Raw genomic sequence first — 19,856 nt, forward strand, 5'->3', positions numbered from 1 at the left:
CCCTTATTTAGTTAAGTTCGGTAACTGTTAATCACGGCCGGTGCCACTATCTGCACCACTAACACCGCTAAATAGGTCAGGCCAAGCGGTATAAACTCCGCCTTGAACACCCCCAGCGCCACGATCAGCAAAACGATGGTGATCACGACCTTTAGCCCCTCGCCGATGGCGAACGACCAGGCAACCCTACCGGGCGCCGGCGTTTGCGCCTGATGGCGCAAGGCAAACAGCATAAACATTGCACTCGGCAACCAGGCGGCAAGACCGCCCGCCAGCGCCGAAGCGCTCCATTCCGGGCTTTTCAGCCAGAAAGCAACGCTGATCAGAACAAAAGTCATTAACTGCAAAAACAGCAGTTTGCGTGCGACTTTCCCGCTGTATAGGGACACAGACATGACGTTTGTTCTCTCCGTACCCCAGGGGGGGTATGCTGAGTGACGTATACAACTGTTTTTGCTGTCCTGAGTCAAGCAGCAAAAAACGAGCAAATTATACGGGGCATACCAACGAATTCAATCGATAAGTAGCGAAAAGGTGAACAATTATTTAAATTTCCCTATTCCAGCCTATTTTCACAAGAAAACGGTCGGAATAATAGGGCGCATTTAATTGTCTGATTATTCCAGCGTTGCGTTTAGAAACGCGAAGCCGATCACAGTAATGTCCCTTCCTGATTTATAGCCGATGGTCAATCAAACAGTCTTTAGCAATTTGAGCGATCAAAAGATTATATAAATCAAAACATTATCAATTAACTGTTCAAAAACAATCCGTATACCCGATGAAAACCTTTTATTGACAAGCAGCGGGGCAATATTCCAACAGCCAATTAACATTAGCAGCAAAGGCAAATCTTTCGCACATGATTGCTAACGTGACTATTTCCAAATGCAATTACTCTATTGTCGCTAATTAGCCGCGTTTTTTGTGTTAATAGAAAGTAAATTAACTAAAAAAAGCGACCAACTAATTAGCCTGCTTACCTTTACACACCGTACTACCGTTAATTCACGCTTGTTTGATCAAAAACAAACTCAGTTTGCCTTAAGAACCACCAGATGGCGTTCGCCTTCCAGTTCTGGCACCTGCAGCCGCACGATGGACTCCAGGCTGATGCCTGCCGGCAGCTGCGCCAACTCTTCATCCGGGCGCACGCCTTTCAGCGCGTAAAAACGCCCCTGCCCTTTCGCCGGCAAATGGTGACACCAGGACAGCATATCCTGCAGCGAAGCGAACGCCCGGCTGATCACGCCGTCGAACGGCGGCTCGGCCGGAAACTCCTCAACGCGGCTCTGCACCGGCTCGATATTGTTCAGGCCCAGCTCATGCTGCACCTGGCGCAGGAATCGCACGCGCTTGCCCAGGCTGTCGAGCAGCGTGAAATGCGCATCCGGACGAACGATCGCCAGTGGGATGCCCGGCAAACCGGGGCCGGTGCCAACATCGATAAAACGCGATCCCTGCAGATGCGGGTTGACCACGATACTGTCGAGGATGTGGCGCACCAGCATTTGCTGCGGATCGCGCACCGACGTCAGGTTATAAGCCTTGTTCCACTTATCCAGCATGCCGACATAACCCAGCAGCTGCTGTTTCTGCTGATCGGGCAGCTCAATGCCTGCTGCCGCGAGCAGCGAGTCTAATTTTTTTTGCACAACGGATCCTCTGGCAGGCGCTGAACGACCAGCGGATGGTCAGCTGGCGCAATGAGGCGACTATGATAATTCAGGGCACATGTGATGTCAGCGGCCGTTTGGCTACGGGATGAGCAAACGGCCGCCTGGATGCGGGATTTATGCGCTGCGGCGCAGCAGTCCCTGCTTTTTCAGCCAGATCAGCAGAATTGAGATCGCCGCCGGCGTAATGCCGGAAATGCGCGAAGCCTGCCCGATGGAGTTCGGTTTGTGATCGTTCAACTTGGCGATCACCTCGTTCGACAGCCCCGACACCTGACGGTAATCAAGATCCAGCGGCAGCACGGTGTTCTCGTTGCGCTGCTGTTTTTCGATCTCTTCCTGCTGGCGAGCGATATAGCCTTCGTATTTGACCTGGATCTCGACCTGTTCGGCAGCCTGCACATCCTCCAGCGGCGGCGCGAAGGCGTCGATGCCGGTCAATTGCGCGTAATCCATCTCAGGACGGCGCAGCAACTCTTCGCCGTTCGCTTCACGCGACAGCGGCGCTTTCAGCAATGCATTGACCTGTTCTACGTTCTCGGCGTGCGGATGCATCCAGATGTCGCGCAGGCGTTGACGTTCACGTTCGATTCGCTCCAGCTTCTCGCTGTAACGCGCCCAGCGTACGTCGTCCACCAGACCGAGTTCACGGCCTTTTTCCGTCAGACGGAGATCGGCGTTGTCTTCACGTAGCATCAGACGATACTCGGCGCGCGAGGTAAACATGCGATACGGCTCTTTGGTGCCGAGGGTGCTGAGATCGTCCACCAGCACGCCCAGGTAGGCCTGATCGCGACGCGGTGCCCAGCCCTCTTGTTCGTCGGCGAAGCGGCCGGCGTTCAGGCCGGCCAACAGGCCCTGTGCGGCGGCTTCTTCATAGCCGGTAGTGCCGTTGATCTGGCCGGCGAAGAACAGGCCTTGAATAAATTTGCTTTCCAGCGTCGGTTTCAGATCGCGTGGATCGAAGAAATCGTACTCGATAGCATAACCAGGGCGAATAATACGCGCGTTCTGCATCCCTTCCATTGAACGGACGATCTGCATCTGTACGTCGAACGGCAGGCTGGTGGAAATCCCGTTAGGGTAAATCTCGTTGCTGGTCAGGCCTTCTGGCTCGAGGAAGATCTGGTGCGCGTTGCGATCGGCAAAACGCATGACCTTGTCTTCGATCGACGGGCAGTAACGTGGACCGATCCCTTCGATGATCCCGGCATACATCGGGCTGCGATCGAGGTTATTGCGGATCACGTCATGCGTTTTTTCATTGGTGTGGGTGATGTAGCACGCCATTTGTTCCGGGTGCTGGCTGGCATTGCCCAGGAACGAGAATACCGGCACCGGCGTATCGCCGTGTTGTGGTGCCAGTACGCTGAAATCGATAGTGCGGGCGTCGATGCGCGGTGGGGTACCGGTTTTCAAACGGTTGACGCGCAGCGGCAGTTCACGCAAACGCTGCGACAGCGAGATCGACGGAGGATCCCCGGCGCGGCCGCCGCTGTAATTTTCCAGGCCGATATGGATCTTGCCGTCCAGGAAGGTGCCTACGGTCAATACCACCGCCTTGGCGCGGAATTTCAGCCCCATTTGGGTTACAGCGCCCACGACGCGATCGTTTTCGACGATCAGATCCTCAACCGGCTGTTGGAAGATCATCAGGTTGGGCTGATTCTCCAGCGCGGTGCGGATCGCCTGGCGATACAGTACGCGGTCAGCCTGAGCGCGTGTGGCGCGAACCGCAGGACCTTTGCTGGCGTTTAGTATCCTAAACTGAATGCCGGCATGGTCGATCGCCGTCGCCATCAGGCCGCCGAGTGCATCAATTTCCTTAACCAGATGCCCTTTACCAATACCGCCAATCGCCGGGTTGCAGGACATCTGCCCCAACGTATCGATATTGTGTGTCAATAATAAAGTCTGACGTCCCATGCGTGCCGCAGCCATCGCGGCCTCGGTACCTGCATGACCACCACCGATGATGATGACGTCAAATTGATCTGGATAAAACATGGAACTGCACCTCGCCGTATTGCGAACGATCGTATTTGCCCTGGGGTTGGGGATTCTACTCAAGTTTAGACGATCGACCAAGTGGTCAGGATCGTCGGTAATTAAAAGAAGATCTTTTTTATTTAAAGATCTCTTTATTGGATCTCTTATTAGGATCGCGATCCTCTGTGGATAAGTGACTATTCACGATGAAGATCAGCAGATTAAGGAGGATCGTTTGCTGTGAATGATCGGTGATCCCGACGCAGATAAGCTGGGATCTAAAAGGCTTGTTATGCACAGGACAAAAAGCGACCTACGGTTGTTATTTGGATAACTACGGCTTTTACCCTGCTTTTAAGCATAGTTATCCACAATCGTTCGCGCGATCTTTCGCCGAATTAGAGTAAATTAATCCAGTTTTTTACCCATTCCTCTGCCGGATCCTCGGGAATTTCATGCTCGGTCACGTCGATCTCGAGACGATCGCCGATCCTTTTCGCGCCTCTGGCGATCAACAGATCGTCGATCAGTTTGATCGCGCCGCAGAAGGTGTCGTATTCCGAACTGCCCAAACCGACGGCGCCGAACTGCACCTCGGAGAGATCCGGTTGCTGTTCGGCGATCTGTTCCAGCAGAGGCTGAAGGTTATCCGGCAATTCGCCGGCGCCGTGGGTGGAGGAAACCACCAGCCAGCGGCCGCTCAACGGCAGTTCATCCAGTTCAGGGCCGTGCAGCATCTCGGTAGAGAAACCCGCGTCTTCCAGCTTTTCAGCCAAATGTTCAGCCACGTATTCGGCGCTGCCAAGCGTACTGCCACTGATCAGAGTAATGTCTGCCATGAACCAACGATCCCAACCTTCTCACTCAAAGTGGCTGCATTGTACGCTGTGAATCGGCTGGGATCTACCTGTGGATAATGTGGGTATGCAATTTGGCGGGTTACGGCACGATGGTGCGCATGATGGGGTTCTGCAGCGAGATCAGCGTTTCTGTCGACTGGATCTCGTCGATGGTCTGGATCTTGTTGATAAGTACCTGTTGCAGCGCATCGATCGATCGGCACATCACTTTAATGAAGACGCTATAGTGGCCGGTGGTGTAATAGGCTTCCACCACTTCCTCCAGGCTTTCCAGTTTCTTCAGCGCCGAAGGATAGTCCTTGGCGCTCTTCAATATGATGCCGATAAAGCAGCACACGTCGTAGCCCAGCTGTTTGGGGCTGACGTCGATGCGCGCGCCGGTGATGATCCCGGCCTGCTTCATCTTCTCCACCCGCACATGAATGGTGCCTGGGCTGACGGCAAAGTTTTTCGCCAGCTCGGCGTACGGCGTACGCGCGTTGTCCATCAGGGCGTTGAGGATGCCGCGATCGAGATTATCGATCTGATAAATTTCCGCCATTTAATCCCCCATTAATTAACGATTGTTGAATTCTGTCCGGGTAAAAATGAACGATTAAAAGTGAAAAGGCAATATTGATTATCGGATATTGAATTGACGCATCATTTTGTTGCTTAATCGATGGCAACAGAGACAGGTTTACAAGAGATACGGCAATGAAAAAACAGTTTATCCAAAAACAACAACAAATCAGCCAGGTCAAATCCTTCTTCTCCCGCCAGCTGGAGCAGCAGCTCGGTCTGATCGAAGTGCAGGCTCCGATCCTCAGCCGTCTGGGCGACGGCACGCAGGATAACCTCTCCGGCAGCGAGAAAGCGGTGCAGGTCAAAGTCAAAACCCTGCCGGACGCCACTTTCGAAGTGGTGCATTCGCTGGCGAAATGGAAACGCAAAACTCTGGGCAGCTACGACTTTGGCGCCGGCGAAGGCCTGTACACCCATATGAAGGCGCTGCGCCCGGATGAAGATCGCCTGACGCCAATCCACTCGGTGTACGTCGATCAGTGGGACTGGGAGCGGGTGATGGGCGATGGCGAGCGCGGCCTGGATTATCTGAAAAGCACCGTGCGCAGCATTTACGCTGCCATCAAGGCGACGGAGGCGGAAGTCAGCCGCGAACATGGCCTGACTCCGTTCCTGCCGGATCAGATCCAGTTCGTGCACAGCGAAACCCTGCTGCAGCGCTATCCGGATCTGGACGCCAAAGGGCGCGAACGGGCGATCGCCAAAGAGCTGGGCGCGGTGTTTCTGATCGGCATCGGCGGCAAGCTGTCGCACGGCAAATCGCACGATGTGCGGGCGCCGGATTATGATGACTGGACCACCCCTACGGCGGATGGCCTGGCGGGCCTGAACGGCGATATCGTGGTGTGGAACCCGGTGCTGCAGGACGCTTTCGAGCTGTCTTCTATGGGCATCCGCGTCGACGCCGCCGCGCTGAAACATCAGCTGGCATTGACCGGCGATGAAGAGCGCATGAAGCTGGAATGGCATCAGTCGTTGCTGCGCGGCGATATGCCGCAGACCATCGGCGGCGGCATCGGCCAGTCGCGTCTGGTGATGTTGCTGCTGCAATTGTCGCATATCGGCCAGGTGCAGTGCGGCGTGTGGTCGCCGGAAGTGCGCGAGGCGGTCGAAGGCCTGCTCTAATCCCGCCTAGCGCCGCCAGCGGCGCATCAAACGGCTTTTCAACCCGGTATCGAAGCGCCAGATATGATCGAAGATGCGCATGATGCCGGGTTTGCCGTAGGCGGACATCGCCACCGCGTGGAAACGCTGCTGATGGCTCTGCTGTTGCTGTTTTACCTTCTTTATTACCTCCTCCGGCAACCGCTGGGCGATAAAATCGGAAATGATCACCGCATCGGCGTCGAACCAGCCGCTCTCGGCCATTTTGGTGACGGTGGCGTTCAGACAGGCCGCCAGATCGGTGCCGCCGCGAAACTGCTGGCCGAGAAAGCGCACCGCCTGTTCGATGCCGCTGGCGGCGGTGAGTTCGTAATGTACGATCTGATTGGCGAACAGCATGATGTAGCAGCGGCGGTTGTCCGCCAGCGCAATGCGCAACAGCGCCAGGCAGAACGCCTTGGCACACTGTTCGTTGAAGCCGCCCATCGATCCTGAGGTGTCCACGCAGACGATAAACGGCCCGCGTGGCTGTTGATCCTGCTGCTGGTGGGTGACCTGACGGATCAGAATCTGTTCCTGCCAGACGTCGCCCTGCAGGCGGTAGCTCAGCAGCCGCTTTTCCAGCAGGCGGCGATAAAACTCGAATTCCAGTTCTTCAATCCCCAGCGTCGCCAGCTCCGGCGGCAGCAGACGCAGGATGTCGTCGCTCTGATGAATGCCGCTCACTTCTTCCGGCAACGTGGCCGGCACCTGCACCATGACCCTGAACGGTTCCGGCTGCGCGTCCTGTTGTTGTACCGCTTTGGCCTGATAGCTGCGGCCCAGTTGCTGCGCCAGTTTTTTCAGCTCCGGCTGCTGCTGCAAGAAGTTGCCGTATTCCACCAGCCGCTGATAGTCGCCGCGCTGCAGCTGGCCTTTGCTCATGTCCCACAGCCTGCCGGCGGCGGTGTCGTTTTCCGACAGCAGCGGCTCCAACGCGCCGCTCAGCGCCAGGCGCTCCTGCAGTTCCGCCATCAGCTGCTCGCGTTCTTGTTCCAGCAGCTGGTGGTGCAACATGGTGGCCTGCAGCGTCAGGCTGATGCGCCAGCGCTGCAGGAACAGGGTTTGGAAGCTGTCGTCCAGCGGATGATTGGGCAGATCGGCGGCGTCCACCAGCGCGCGCGCCTGTTCATAAAACGGTGAGACCAGCTGGCGCAGCAGCTCCATGGTGTCGTTGAGGTTGTGATAGAACTGGGTGTTATTCTCCAACTGGCACTGCTGGTAGCGATAGAATTCCTGCGCCAGCGCCGGCGGCACCATGGCCTCCTGCAGACGCTCCTTGAGCTGCAGCTTCCAGCGCGGCAGATCGCGATCCAGCGCCCGGCGAATGGCCGGAAACTTTTTAAGGAACACCGACAGCTGCGGCGCCGCCAGCATGCCGACGATCATCTCCTCGATCATCTCGCCTTCGGTGATCGCCAGCAGCAGATCGAGCGTCTCCAGACTGAGCATGGTTACTGGCCGCGCATTTGCTGCTGTTGCTGTTTAACCTGCTCTGCCACCTGCAGCAGGCTGGCTTCGATCTTGGCCAGACCGGCGGCGGGCGTGAACAGACAGGGCTGATGTTGGCTGAAGGCGCGGCGCTGCTCCGCCAGGCGCTGGGCCAACGCATCCATTTCATCCAACAGCGCCTGTGGCGTGGCGGTGGCCTGTTTGCCCGGCAGCGCCAGCAACGACGGCTGGCGGCTGACGTCCAGCACCGTCAAGTGCAGTTGGTCGTCCACTTCCAAATCGATCGGCTGCGCGAAGCCGATGCCATTTAGCTTGGCGCGCACGTCGCCGCCTTTTTGCAGCCAGTTGTCCAGCGCGCTGCTTTCGATGCTCAGATGGTTGACCTGAATGTCATGCAGCTGCAGCGGCTTTTGCAACAGCAGGGTGAGGGTGCCGCCGGCGAACGGCGTGGCCGGCGCGTATTGCGGTTTGCGGCTGAACATGCCGCCTTTTTTCACCAGGCTGATGGCCTGCCGGTCGCTTTGTTGTTGCTGATCCTGCAGCCAGCGGGTATGGATCTGTTGCAGCTGGATCAGCATCGACTGCTGCTGATAGGCCGATTCGGTCAGCAACTGGTCGATCTGCTGTTGCAGCAGCTTCAGCGAGGTGAGATCGTGCCACAGGCAGTCTTTCAGCAGCATCAGGTCGAGCGGGGCGATGGCGTCGCGCCCGCTGAAGAAGGCGCAGGCCTGCAGCAGGCGCAGGGCTTTTTTCCAGCGCCGGTCAGAGACGTACGGCGCCTGTTCCAGCGCGTCCAGCCGCTGGCGCAGCTGGAAAATCAACTCGAAGCAGGCTTCCGGCAGCGCCACCTTATCGATCTGCGGTTGCCACTGCAGAAACTCTTCGTCGCTGACGCTCAGCGCCGCCGGCACCGGGTTTTGGCTTTCGCTCTGGCGGTTGACCAGCAGCGAGCGGAAATTCTGCTTATCCTGCACCTTGTCCAGCCACAGGCGGATCAACATGCGGTCATACAGGGCTTCGAGGCTGTTGTCCGCTTCGGGCAGTTCGTTGGAGGCGGTGACCAGCAGGCGCAGCGGGATCGGCTCTTCGCTGTTACCGTTGCGAAAGCGCCGTTCGTTGATCGCCGTCAGCAGGGTGTTGAGGATCGCCGGGCCGGCCTTCCAGATTTCGTCCAGAAACACGATCTCCGCTTCCGGCAGATAGCCGGCGGTCAGGCGCTGGTAGCGCCCTTCGTCTTTCAGCGCCTGAATAGAGAGCGGGCCGAAGACCTCTTCCGGCGTGGAAAAGCGCGTCATCAGGTATTCAAAGGAGCGGGCGTTGCGGAAGGCAAACTTCAGCCGGCGCGCGATCAGGCTTTTGGCGATGCCGGGCGGGCCGAGCAGGAATACGCTTTCGCCGCTCAGCGCCGCCAGCAGGCACAGGCGGATCGCTTCTTGCCGCTCATAGAGACCGCTCTCCAGCGCGCTGCTGAGGCGGGAAATTCGTTCTGCCAGAAGGGATGATGGCGTCATATAATCGTCGTATTGTCCGAGAGATTAGCCAATCTTGATCGATAATTCGATGATAAACCACCATTATTTTTAGTGGTATAGCTTGTTGATTAGTAAAAATTTTCTCAGTTCAATCGGATATTCGGTTCACATTTTGTTTATTTTTCGGCTCTGATATAAGGGTAGGCAAGCGGTATAAATGGTGCATACTGTGCGGCTTTCTGGTGGGCGTGACGGATCTTTGAGCCCGTATTTTGCCTGATGCGGATGCATCGCTAACGGATGTTCTGATAAAGAAACGAATTATGAGCGCAGAGCATAAACAGTCCTTATCGGCGGTAACCCTGGCGGCCATCGGCGTGGTTTACGGCGATATCGGCACCAGTCCTCTTTATACGCTGAGAGAGTGTTTCTCCGGCCATTACGGCTTCGACGTGCGTCCAGACGTGGTTTTCGGCTTCCTGTCGCTGATTTTCTGGATGCTGATCGTGATCGTTTCCCTCAAATATCTCACCTATGTGATGCGCGCGGACAACGCCGGCGAGGGCGGCATTCTGACGCTGATGTCGCTGGCCGGGCGCAATACCTCGGCGCGCACCACGGCGGTGCTGGTGATACTGGGCCTGATCGGCGGCAGCTTCTTCTATGGTGAGGTGGTGATCACCCCGGCGATATCGGTGATGTCGGCGATAGAAGGGTTGGAAATCGCCGCCCCTGCGCTCGACGCCTATATTGTGCCGCTCTCCATTCTGGTGTTGACGCTGCTGTTCGTCATTCAAAAGCACGGCACCGGCAGCGTCGGCAAGCTGTTCGCCCCGGTGATGCTACTGTGGTTCATCGTGTTGGCGGTGCTGGGCGCGCGCAGCATCATATCGAACCCGGAAGTGCTGCAGGCGCTGAACCCCAAATGGGCGCTCAACTTCTTTATGGAATATAAGAAGGTATCGTTCTTTGCGTTAGGTGCGGTGGTGCTGTCGATCACCGGCGTTGAGGCGCTGTATGCCGACATGGGGCACTTCGGCAAGTTCCCGATCCGCCTGGCCTGGTTCACCGTGGTGCTGCCTTCGCTGGTACTCAACTATTTCGGCCAGGGCGCGCTGCTGCTGAAAAATCCAGAGGCGATCAAAAACCCGTTCTTCCTGTTGGCGCCTGACTGGGCGCTGATCCCGCTGCTGATTCTGGCGACCTTGGCGACGGTGATCGCTTCGCAGGCGGTGATTTCCGGCGTCTTCTCGCTGACTCGCCAGGCGGTGCGCCTGGGTTATCTGTCGCCGATGCGCATCATTCACACCTCGGAAATGGAATCCGGCCAGATCTACATTCCGGTGATCAACTGGACGCTGTACATCTCGGTGGTGCTGGTGATCATCGGCTTTGAGCACTCCAGCAACCTGGCGGCGGCATACGGCATCGCGGTCACCGGCACCATGGTGCTGACCAGCATTCTGGTCACCTCGGTGGCGATCAACAACTGGCACTGGAATCGCTTCCTGGCGATCGGCATCGTGACCATCTTGCTGATCATCGACGTGCCGATGTTCTCCGCCAACGCCCTGAAGCTGTTCTCCGGCGGCTGGTTGCCGCTGACGTTGGCGCTGGTGATGTTCATCATTATGACCACCTGGAAGAGCGAGCGCTTCCGGCTGCTGCGCCGCCTGCATGAACACGGCAACTCGCTGGAGGCGATGATCGCTTCGCTGGAGAAGTCGCCGCCGGTGCGGGTGCCGGGCACCGCGGTGTTCCTGTCGCGCGCCACCAACGTCATTCCTTTTGCGCTGCTGCATAACCTGAAACACAACAAGGTGCTGCATGAGCGCGTGGTGCTGCTGACGCTGCGCACCGAGGATGCGCCTTACGTGCACAATGTGCGCCGGGTGACCATCGAACAGCTGTCGCCGACCTTCTGGCGGGTGGTGGCCAGCTACGGCTGGCGCGAAACGCCGAACGTCGAGGAAGTGTTCCACCGCTGCGGGCTGGAAGGGTTGCCGTGCCGCATGTCGGAGACCTCGTTCTTCATGTCCCATGAGTCGTTGATCCTCACCAAGCGGCCGTGGTACCTCTACCTGCGCGGCAAGCTGTTCGTCGCCCTGAGCCGCAATGCGCTGCGCGCGCCGGATCAGTTTGAGATCCCGCCGAACCGGGTGATCGAGCTCGGCACGCAGGTCGAGATCTAACCCACCTGATCAGGGGCTCAGCATGGCTGAGCCCCTTTTGTTTGCGCTTTCTCCGCGCGTGAACGAAACGTTTCGATAGCGATCACACTTCTGCATTGTCCCGGTTGCCTTCCCCTGTCGTTTTTTTAAACTCCCCATCAAAGAGCGAAACGTTTCGCTAGCGGAGTGAGAAGATGAAAAAAGGCGTATTACTGAATTCTGACGTGTCTGCCGTGATTGCCCGCCTGGGGCATACCGATCAGCTCACCCTGTGCGATGCGGGCCTGCCGATACCGGCGGCGACGCAGCGCATCGATCTGGCGCTGACGCAGGGGGTGCCGACCTTTATGCAGGTGTTCGCGGCGGTCACGCAAGAGATGCAGGTAGAAAGCGCCATTCTGGCGGAAGAGATCGTGAAACAGAATCCGCAGCTCCATGAAACCTTGTTGGCTGAACTGAGCGCGTTGGGCCAACGCCAGGGCAATACCATCAACGTGCGTTATATCAGCCATCAGGCGTTTAAAGCGCAAACCGAGCACAGCCGGGCGGTGATCCGCAGCGGGGAGTGTTCGCCTTACGCGAACGTGATCCTGTGCGCCGGCGTAACTTTCTGAGGCGTTTATGCAACCTTTACTGCAACTGAAAGGGATTGATAAAGCCTTTCCCGGCGTGAAGGCGCTTTCCGGCGCCGCCCTCAGCGTCTATCCCGGCAAGGTGATGGCGCTGGTGGGGGAAAACGGCGCCGGGAAGTCCACCATGATGAAAGTGCTGACCGGCATCTACCAGAAAGACGCCGGCAGTCAGTATTTTCTCGGTAAAGAGGTGGAGTTCAACGGGCCTAAGGATTCGCAGGAAGCGGGCATCGGCATTATCCACCAGGAGCTGAACCTGATCCCGCAGCTGACGATTGCGGAAAACATCTTCCTCGGCCGTGAATTCGTCAACCGTTTCGGCCGCATTGACTGGAAGCGTATGTACGCCGAGGCCGATCGCTTGCTGGCGCGCCTCAACCTGCGCTACAGCAGCCACCGGCTGGTGGGTGAGCTGTCGATCGGCGATCAGCAGATGGTGGAGATCGCCAAGGTGCTGAGCTTCGAATCGAAAGTGATCATCATGGACGAACCAACCGATGCGCTGACCGATACCGAAACCGCCTCGCTGTTCAAGGTGATCAACGAGCTGAAGGCCGAAGGGCGCGGCATCGTGTATATCTCGCACCGCCTGAAAGAGATTTTTGAAATCTGCGACGACGTGACCGTGTTCCGCGACGGGCAGTTTATCGCCGAGCGGCCGGTGAGCGAGCTGCAGGAAGATTCGCTGATAGAGATGATGGTCGGCCGCAAGCTGGAAGAACAATATCCGCGTCTTGATTTGCCGCGTGGGGAAAAGCGGCTGGAAGTCAGCCACCTTTCCGGCCCCGGCGTTGAAGACGTCAGCTTTACGCTGTACCGCGGCGAGATCCTCGGCGTGGCCGGGCTGATGGGCGCCGGGCGCACCGAATTGATGAAGATCCTGTACGGCGCCGCGCCGCGCAAGGCCGGCACCGTCAGCCTGGACGGCCGCGACGTGGTCACCCATTCGCCGCAGGACGGGTTGGCGAACGGTATCGTCTATATCTCGGAAGACCGCAAGCGCGATGGCCTGGTGCTGGGCATGTCGGTGAAGGAAAACATGTCGCTGACCGCGCTGCGCTACTTTAGCCGCGCCGACGGCAGCCTGAAACAGGCCGACGAGCGGCAGGCGGTGGGGGATTTCATCCGGCTGTTCAATATCAAAACGCCGTCGATGGAGCAGCCTATAGGTCTGCTTTCCGGTGGCAACCAGCAAAAAGTGGCGATCGCCCGCGGCCTGATGACCCGGCCGAAGGTGCTGATCCTCGATGAGCCGACGCGCGGCGTCGACGTTGGGGCGAAAAAAGAGATTTATCAGTTAATCAACCAGTTCAAGCAGGAAGGGCTGAGCATCATTCTGGTGTCTTCGGAAATGCCGGAGGTGATGGGCATGAGCGATCGCATTCTGGTGATGCACGAAGGGCATCTCAGCGGCGAGTTTCCGATTGAACAGGCCACCCAGGAAGCGTTGATGGCGGCAGCCGTCGGCAAGCAATACGGCGTAAAGCAGGAGTAATCAGATATGAGTTCCCAGACTATCGCAGCTAAGCGCTGGTTCAGTAAAGAGTGGCTGTTAGAGCAGAAGTCGTTGATTGCTCTGCTGGTGCTGATCGCCGTGGTCTCTTCCATGAGCCCGAATTTTTTCACCCTGAACAACCTGTTCAATATTCTGCAGCAGACTTCGGTAAACGCCATCATGGCGGTGGGGATGACGCTGGTGATCCTCACGTCCGGCATCGATCTGTCGGTGGGATCGCTGCTGGCGCTGACCGGCGCGGTGGCAGCGTCGATTGTCGGCTTTGAGGTCAACGCGCTGGTGGCGGTGGCGGCGGCATTGGCGCTGGGCGCTGCGGTTGGTGCCTGCACCGGGGTGATCGTCGCCAAAGGCAAAGTGCAGGCCTTTATCGCCACGCTGGTGATGATGTTGCTGCTGCGCGGCGTCACCATGGTGTACACCAACGGCAGCCCGGTCAACACCGGTTTCACCGACGTGGCCGACACCTTCGGCTGGTTCGGCATTGGCCGTCCGCTGGGCGTGCCTACGCCGATCTGGATCATGGCGATCGTGTTCATCGCCGCCTGGTATATGCTGCACCATACGCGCCTGGGCCGTTATATTTATGCTCTGGGCGGCAACGAGGCGGCGACTCGCCTGTCCGGCATCAGCGTCGATAAAGTGAAGATCATTGTCTACTCGCTATGCGGCCTGTTAGCGGCGCTGGCTGGGGTGATTGAAGTGGCGCGCCTGTCGTCGGCGCAGCCGACCGCCGGCACCGGCTATGAGCTGGACGCCATCGCCGCCGTAGTGCTGGGCGGCACCAGCCTGGCCGGCGGCAAGGGCCGCATCGTCGGCACGCTGATCGGGGCGCTGATCCTTGGCTTCCTGAACAACGGTCTGAATTTACTGGGTGTTTCTTCCTACTACCAAATGATCGTGAAGGCAGTGGTGATACTGCTGGCGGTTCTGGTAGATAACAAAAGCAACAAGTAACCTCCCCCTACAGGAATCACGATGATGAAAATGAAAAAACTGGCAACCTTAGCCTCCGCCATCGCGCTGAGCGCCACCCTGAGCGCCAATGCCATGGCCAAAGACACCATCGCGCTGGTGGTGTCCACCCTCAACAACCCGTTCTTCGTCTCGATGAAGGATGGCGCGCAGCAAGAGGCCAACAAGCTGGGCTACAACCTGGTGGTGCTGGACTCCCAGAACAACCCGGCGAAAGAACTGGCCAACGTGCAGGATCTGATGGTGCGGGCGCCTAAACTGCTGCTGATCAACCCGACCGACTCCGATGCGGTGGGCAACGCCATCAAGATGGCCAACCAGGCGAAAATCCCGGTCATCACGCTGGACCGCGTGGCGAGCAAGGGGGACGTGGTGAGCCATATCGCTTCGGACAACCGCGTGGGCGGCAAAATGGCCGGTGATTTCATCGCCAAGAAAGTGGGCGCCGATGCCAAGGTAATTCAGCTGGAAGGCATTGCCGGCACCTCCGCCGCGCGTGAACGCGGTGAAGGCTTCAAGCAGTCGCTGGATCAGAATAAATTCAAACTGTTGGCCAGCCAGCCGGCCGATTTCGACCGCACCAAGGGTCTGAACGTGATGCAGAACCTGCTGACCGCCCATCCGGATGTGCAGGCGGTGTTCGCCCAGAACGATGAGATGGCGCTGGGCGCGCTGCGCGCGTTGCAAACCGCCGGTAAAACCGACGTGATCGTGGTAGGCTTCGACGGCACCGCCGACGGCGTGAAAGCGGTCGAAGGCGGCAAGCTGGCGGCGACCGTGGCGCAGCGCCCCGATCAGATCGGCGTGATCGGTGTGGAAACCGCCGACAAAGTGCTGAAAGGCGAAAAAGTGCCGGCGACCATTCCGGTTGATTTGAAACTGGTCACTCAGTAAGTCATACCAGCGCCATCGGGACGGGGCGTTCACGATGGCGCGCAATTCAGGAATCAATGCGATGGAAACAGGTAAGCTGGTGGTTCTGGGCAGCATCAATGCCGACCATATCCTCAATATTGAACAGTTCCCCCATCCGGGCGAAACGGTGATCGGGAAACAGTATAAGGTGGCGTTTGGCGGCAAGGGCGCGAATCAGGCGGTGGCGGCCGGGCGCAGCGGGGCGGAGATCGCCTTTATCGCCTGCGTGGGCGCCGACGATATCGGCGAACGTGTCCGCCGGCAGCTGGCGAGCGATCGCATTGATACCCAACCGATTGAAGCCATCGCCGACAGCACTACCGGCGTGGCGCTGATCTTCGTCAACGCCGAGGGCGAGAACGTGATCGGCATCGATGCCGGCGCCAACGCCGCGGTGACGCCGGATTACCTGGCGCGCTACCAACAAAAAGTGATCGACGCCGACGCTCTGCTGATGCAGCTGGAGTCGCCGCTCGAGACGGTGATCGCCGCTGCCCGCCTGGCGAAGCAGCATCAAACGCAGGTGATCCTCAATCCGGCTCCGGCGCGTGAGCTGCCGGACGAACTGCTGGGCATGATCGATATGATCACCCCGAATGAAACCGAAGCGCAGCGCCTGACCGGCATCGCCGTGGACAACGACGCCGATGCGGCGCGCGCGGCGCAGGCGCTGCACGATAAAGGCATCGCGACGGTGATCATCACCCTCGGCAGCCGCGGCGTGTGGCTGAGCGAAAACGGCAACGGCAAACTGGTGCCCGGCTTCAAGGTGCAGGCGGTGGACACTATCGCCGCCGGCGATACCTTTAACGGTGCGCTGGTGACTGCCCTGCTGGAAGGTAGAATCATGGCCGACGCGGTGCGTTTCGCCCATGCGGCGGCGGCGATCGCCGTGACCCGCCCAGGCGCGCAGCCTTCAGTGCCCTGGCGTGAAGAGATCGACGCCTTCTTGCAGCAACAGGGGTGATCCTTTGGCCACCATGAAAGATGTCGCCCGCCTGGCGGGCGTTTCAACCTCTACCGTTTCGCATGTGGTCAACAACAATCGCTTTGTCAGCGACAGCGTGCGCGACAAGGTCATGGCGGCCGTGGAACAGCTGAACTATGCGCCTTCTGCGCTGGCGCGCAGCCTGAAGCTTAATCAGACGCGTACCATCGGCATGTTGGTGACCGCCAGCAACAACCCGTTTTATGCCGAAGTGGTGCGCGGCGTGGAGCGCAGCTGCTATGAGCGCGGCTACAGCCTGATCCTGTGCAATACCGAAGAAGACGCCGCGCGCATGAACCGCAGCATGGAGACGCTGCTGCAAAAGCGCGTCGACGGTTTGCTGCTGATGTGCACGGAAAACCATCGGCCATCGCAGGACGCCCTGAGCCGCTACCCGTCATTGCCGATCGTGATGATGGACTGGGCGCCGTTCGAGGGCGCCAACGACATTATTCAGGATAACTCGCTGCTGGGCGGCGAGATGGCGACCGATCATCTGATCGCCCGCGGTTATCGCAAGATCGCCTGCATCGCCGGTCCGCAGGACAAAACTACCGCTCGTCATCGGCTGGAAGGCTATCGCAACGCGATGCGGCGCGCCGGATTGCCGGTTCCGCCAGGGTATGAAGTGCATTGCGACTTTGAGTTTGATGGCGGGGTAAACGCCATGCGCCAGCTGCTGGCGCTGGACGAGCCGCCCCATGCGGTGTTTGCCGGCAACGACGCGGTGGCGGTAGGCGTTTATCAGGCGCTGTATCAGGCTGGACTGTCGGTGCCGCAAGATATGGCGGTGATGGGCTACGATGACATTGAGCTGGCGCGTTATCTGGCGCCGCCGCTGAGCACCATTCATCAACCGAAGGATTCGCTGGGCGAACTGGCGATCGATGCGCTGATCAACCGCCTGCAGAACCCGGAGCGTGCGCCCCAGGTGCTGGTGCTGACGCCCGAGCTGGTGGAACGCGCCTCGGTGGGGCGCCGTTAACTCGTCGCCTTCGCTTCTTTCTTGCTTTCCTGGCCGCTGATCAAATTGCGGCCATCTTTCCGTCTCAGCAACATAAATACCAGCGCCGACGCCACGGTGACGATCCCCATGGTGATAAAGGTGTAATGGAAGTGGTCGATCATGGTGCCTAACGACAGGGATTCGTAAAAACGCAGCACCGCCGCGCTGATCGCCACGCCGAAGCTGATGGACAGCTGTTGGGTGACCGCCAGGACGCTGTTGCCGGCGCTGGCGTTGGCGTCGTTCAAATCCGCCAGGCTGATGGTGTTCATGGCGGTGAACTGGGTGGACATCGCCATGCCCAGCACGAACAGCGGCAGGATCATCAGCCACAGCGGCATACCCGGGCTTTGCAGGGCGAACTGGGCGATCAGCACCCCGATAATAACGGTGATGCCGACCAGCGTTTTACGGTAGCCGAACCAGCGCAGCACCTGAGTGACGGTGGATTTCGCCATCAGCGAACCGATGGCGGTCGGCGCCATCATGCAGCCGGCGACGATCGCCGTGTAGCCGAAGCCCACCTGCAGCATGAGCGGCATTAAAAACGGCACGCAGCCGGTACCCAACCTGGAAGCGACGTTGCCGGCGATGCCGACCGAGAAGGTGCGGGTTTTGAACAGGTCGAGACCGATCAGCGGCTGAGGATGACGGCGGGCGTGCGCGATGTAGCCGAACAGCATCACGAAACCGCTGAGCAGAATACCCAGCGAAACGTAGCTCGCCAGCACCCGCTCGCCAAACAGTTCCAGCCCGGTGGAGATCAGCACCAGACTCAGGCCGAACAGCATAAAACCAAGAAAATCGAAGCGGCGTTTGGGCGTGGTGAAGTCCGGCATGTATTTGCGCGCATAGAAGATGCCGAGCAGGCCGATCGGGATATTGATCAGGAAAATCCAATGCCAGGTGGCGTAGGTCACCAGCCAGCCGCCCAGCAGTGGCCCCAGAATCGGCCCGACCAGGCCAGGCATGGTGACGAAGTTCAGCACCGGCAGCAGTTCGCTGCGTGGGTAGGCGCGCAGCAGCGCCAGCCGCGCGACCGGCATCATCATCGCGCCGCCGATGCCCTGCAGTACGCGAGAGGCAACCAGCGCGCTCAGCGTGGGGGACAGCGCGCACAGCAGCGAGCCGAGGGTGAATAACGTGACGGCGAAGATGAACACGCGCCGAGTGCCGAAGCGGTCCGCCAGCCAGCCGCTGACCGGGATCAGCATCGCCACCGTCAGCGTGTAGCTGATGACGGCCGATTGCATCGCCAGCGGCGAACGCCCCAGGCTTTGAGCGATCGCCGGCAGCGCCGTGTTGAGGATGGTGGCGTCCAGCGCCTGCATAAAGAACGCCATTGCGGCGATCCACGGTAGTCCTGCCATACTGCGCGCGGATTGAGTCATGGTCGGTCCTGGTTAAATGGTCGTCTGTCCCTCGTCTCTTTCTTCTATATATAAGCGGGGAGCGTGTCTAGTCTTTCTCTTTCAGCAGCACCTGGCAGGCGACAAGCGCGCCGGCGCTGTCCCCGGCGAGTATTGCATCGACGATGGCCTGATGATGGCGCAGCTTGATCACTTCATTGCCGGTGATGGCGCGGAAGTAGCTTTGGTACACCGAACTGAACAGGTTGGCGAACGAGGTCAGGAACGGGTTGCCGCTGGCCTCGTAGATAAGCTGGTGGAATTGGGTATCGACCAGGATCCAGCGTTCGCGGTCAAACTGGGTATGCAGCGCGCGCATTTCCGCCATCAGTTCCGCCAGCAGCTTGGTTTGCTGCGGGCTGGCGTGGCTCGCCGCCAATGCGCAGGCCTGCGGCTCCAGCGAGGTGCGCAAGATAAGAAAGTGTTGCATCACCTGATCGAAGTTTTCCCGCGTCATCCACCAGGTCAGTAAATCCTGATCGAGAAAGTTCCATTGGCTTTGCGGCATTACGCGGGTGCCGATCCGCGGGCGCGGCAATAACATGCCTTTGGCGGCTAACATCTTTACCGCTTCGCGCACCGCAGTGCGGCTGACGCCGAATTGCTCGCCCAGTTCCATTTCACCAGGCAGGATGCTGCCGGCCTGATAATCGCCCGCCAGAATTTGTTGGCCGAGTTTCTCTGCAAGCAGATAAGAAAGATTGCGTTGGGCGGCCTGTTGTTGCGCATTTAATGGCATGGCTGCGGGTCCTTACTGACATCGTTAATTCTATTTTACTCCAGTGAACGCCAGCTTTTACGGCTGTTTGCCTAAAAAAGTGACATTAATTCGCCGCTTTTTCGCCCTTTTGCCGAAAAAAACCGCGCTTGAAAAGTTTTTTGCAATTAGGGGTTGCGGCCCGCCGAGAACTCCCTATAATGCGCCTCCACTGACCGGGAACAACGACTGACAAGCCGCCGGGTCAGCGAGAGAAAAGCGAAATAAACGCTTGACTCTCCGGGTGAAAAGCGTAATATACGCCACCTCGAGTTAGTAAGCGAAAGCGCCTAACTCACTGCTCTTTAACAATTTATCAGACAATCTGTGTGGG

17 protein-coding genes are annotated in these 19,856 nt (G+C 58.5%); 8 read left to right on the forward strand and 9 right to left on the reverse strand.

The window, feature by feature from the left end; translation table 11 throughout:
- Nucleotides 1-11 precede the first annotated feature (11 nt).
- The 5 genes from atpI to asnC form a co-directional block, all read right to left on the reverse strand.
- Nucleotides 12-395 (reverse strand): F0F1 ATP synthase subunit I, encoded by a 384-nt coding sequence (atpI, locus tag GKN89_RS17120; protein ID WP_004933796.1) that lies wholly within the window; start codon nt 393-395, stop codon nt 12-14.
- Between the two features lie 639 nt (nt 396-1,034).
- Entirely contained in the window at nt 1,035-1,655 is a 621-nt protein-coding gene (rsmG, locus tag GKN89_RS17125) for a 16S rRNA (guanine(527)-N(7))-methyltransferase RsmG (RefSeq protein ID WP_019455475.1), read from the reverse strand.
- Nucleotides 1,656-1,793: 138 nt separating this feature from the next.
- Nucleotides 1,794-3,683 carry a tRNA uridine-5-carboxymethylaminomethyl(34) synthesis enzyme MnmG gene (gene mnmG / locus GKN89_RS17130; RefSeq protein WP_019455474.1) on the reverse strand — a complete coding sequence of 630 codons (1,890 nt, stop codon included), beginning with the start codon at nt 3,681-3,683 and terminating at the stop codon, nt 1,794-1,796.
- Between the two features lie 380 nt (nt 3,684-4,063).
- Nucleotides 4,064-4,504 (reverse strand): FMN-binding protein MioC, encoded by a 441-nt coding sequence (mioC, locus tag GKN89_RS17135; RefSeq protein ID WP_019455473.1) that lies wholly within the window; start codon nt 4,502-4,504, stop codon nt 4,064-4,066.
- Nucleotides 4,505-4,604: 100 nt separating this feature from the next.
- Nucleotides 4,605-5,066, reverse strand: coding sequence for a transcriptional regulator AsnC (gene asnC, locus GKN89_RS17140; RefSeq protein WP_004933786.1), 462 nt, complete (start codon nt 5,064-5,066; stop codon nt 4,605-4,607).
- A gap of 155 nt (nt 5,067-5,221) precedes the next feature.
- Here asnC and asnA point away from each other — a divergent pair, with 155 nt between their 5' ends.
- On the forward strand, nt 5,222-6,214 hold the full coding sequence (gene asnA, locus GKN89_RS17145) for an aspartate--ammonia ligase (RefSeq protein WP_154747414.1): 993 nt from the start codon (nt 5,222-5,224) through the stop codon (nt 6,212-6,214).
- Nucleotides 6,215-6,220: 6 nt separating this feature from the next.
- Here the strand turns inward: asnA and viaA are convergent, their stop codons facing one another.
- Both viaA and ravA read right to left on the reverse strand, forming a co-directional pair.
- Entirely contained in the window at nt 6,221-7,684 is a 1,464-nt protein-coding gene (gene viaA, locus GKN89_RS17150; RefSeq protein WP_019455471.1) for an ATPase RavA stimulator ViaA, read from the reverse strand.
- A 2-nt stretch (nt 7,685-7,686) separates the two neighbouring features.
- A complete protein-coding gene (gene ravA, locus GKN89_RS17155; RefSeq protein WP_139285596.1) occupies nt 7,687-9,195 on the reverse strand; it encodes an ATPase RavA in 1,509 nt (502 codons plus the stop codon).
- A gap of 284 nt (nt 9,196-9,479) precedes the next feature.
- On the opposite strand from ravA, the gene kup reads away from it, so the two are divergent.
- The 7 genes from kup to rbsR all read left to right on the forward strand — a co-directional run bounded on the left by kup (nt 9,480) and on the right by rbsR (nt 17,335).
- Nucleotides 9,480-11,348, forward strand: coding sequence for a low affinity potassium transporter Kup (gene kup, locus GKN89_RS17160; protein ID WP_015379467.1), 1,869 nt, complete (start codon nt 9,480-9,482; stop codon nt 11,346-11,348).
- A 173-nt stretch (nt 11,349-11,521) separates the two neighbouring features.
- The gene (gene rbsD / locus GKN89_RS17165) at nt 11,522-11,941 is read left to right on the forward strand and encodes a D-ribose pyranase (protein WP_019455469.1); all 420 of its coding nucleotides are present in this window, start codon (nt 11,522-11,524) and stop codon (nt 11,939-11,941) included.
- Between the two features lie 7 nt (nt 11,942-11,948).
- A complete protein-coding gene (rbsA, locus tag GKN89_RS17170) occupies nt 11,949-13,454 on the forward strand; it encodes a ribose ABC transporter ATP-binding protein RbsA (protein WP_154747415.1) in 1,506 nt (501 codons plus the stop codon).
- A gap of 6 nt (nt 13,455-13,460) precedes the next feature.
- Nucleotides 13,461-14,429, forward strand: coding sequence for a ribose ABC transporter permease (rbsC, locus tag GKN89_RS17175; RefSeq protein ID WP_019455467.1), 969 nt, complete (start codon nt 13,461-13,463; stop codon nt 14,427-14,429).
- A gap of 24 nt (nt 14,430-14,453) precedes the next feature.
- Entirely contained in the window at nt 14,454-15,341 is an 888-nt protein-coding gene (gene rbsB / locus GKN89_RS17180) for a ribose ABC transporter substrate-binding protein RbsB (RefSeq protein WP_025160300.1), read from the forward strand.
- Between the two features lie 61 nt (nt 15,342-15,402).
- Nucleotides 15,403-16,329 (forward strand): ribokinase, encoded by a 927-nt coding sequence (gene rbsK / locus GKN89_RS17185; protein ID WP_063918285.1) that lies wholly within the window; start codon nt 15,403-15,405, stop codon nt 16,327-16,329.
- A 4-nt stretch (nt 16,330-16,333) separates the two neighbouring features.
- Nucleotides 16,334-17,335, forward strand: coding sequence for a ribose operon transcriptional repressor RbsR (rbsR, locus tag GKN89_RS17190; protein ID WP_063918286.1), 1,002 nt, complete (start codon nt 16,334-16,336; stop codon nt 17,333-17,335).
- Here the strand turns inward: rbsR and mdtD are convergent.
- Complete coding sequence (gene mdtD, locus GKN89_RS17195) at nt 17,332-18,747, reverse strand: multidrug transporter subunit MdtD (protein WP_154747416.1); 1,416 nt, start codon at nt 18,745-18,747, stop codon at nt 17,332-17,334. The two genes, rbsR and mdtD, sit on opposite strands and share 4 nt — an antisense overlap.
- A gap of 67 nt (nt 18,748-18,814) precedes the next feature.
- The gene (locus tag GKN89_RS17200; protein ID WP_019455463.1) at nt 18,815-19,504 is read right to left on the reverse strand and encodes a FadR/GntR family transcriptional regulator; all 690 of its coding nucleotides are present in this window, start codon (nt 19,502-19,504) and stop codon (nt 18,815-18,817) included.
- Between the last annotated feature and the right edge of the window lie 352 nt (nt 19,505-19,856).

This window comes from Serratia sp. YC16 (assembly GCF_009707615.1).
Classification (GTDB): Bacteria; Pseudomonadota; Gammaproteobacteria; order Enterobacterales; family Enterobacteriaceae; genus Serratia; species Serratia surfactantfaciens.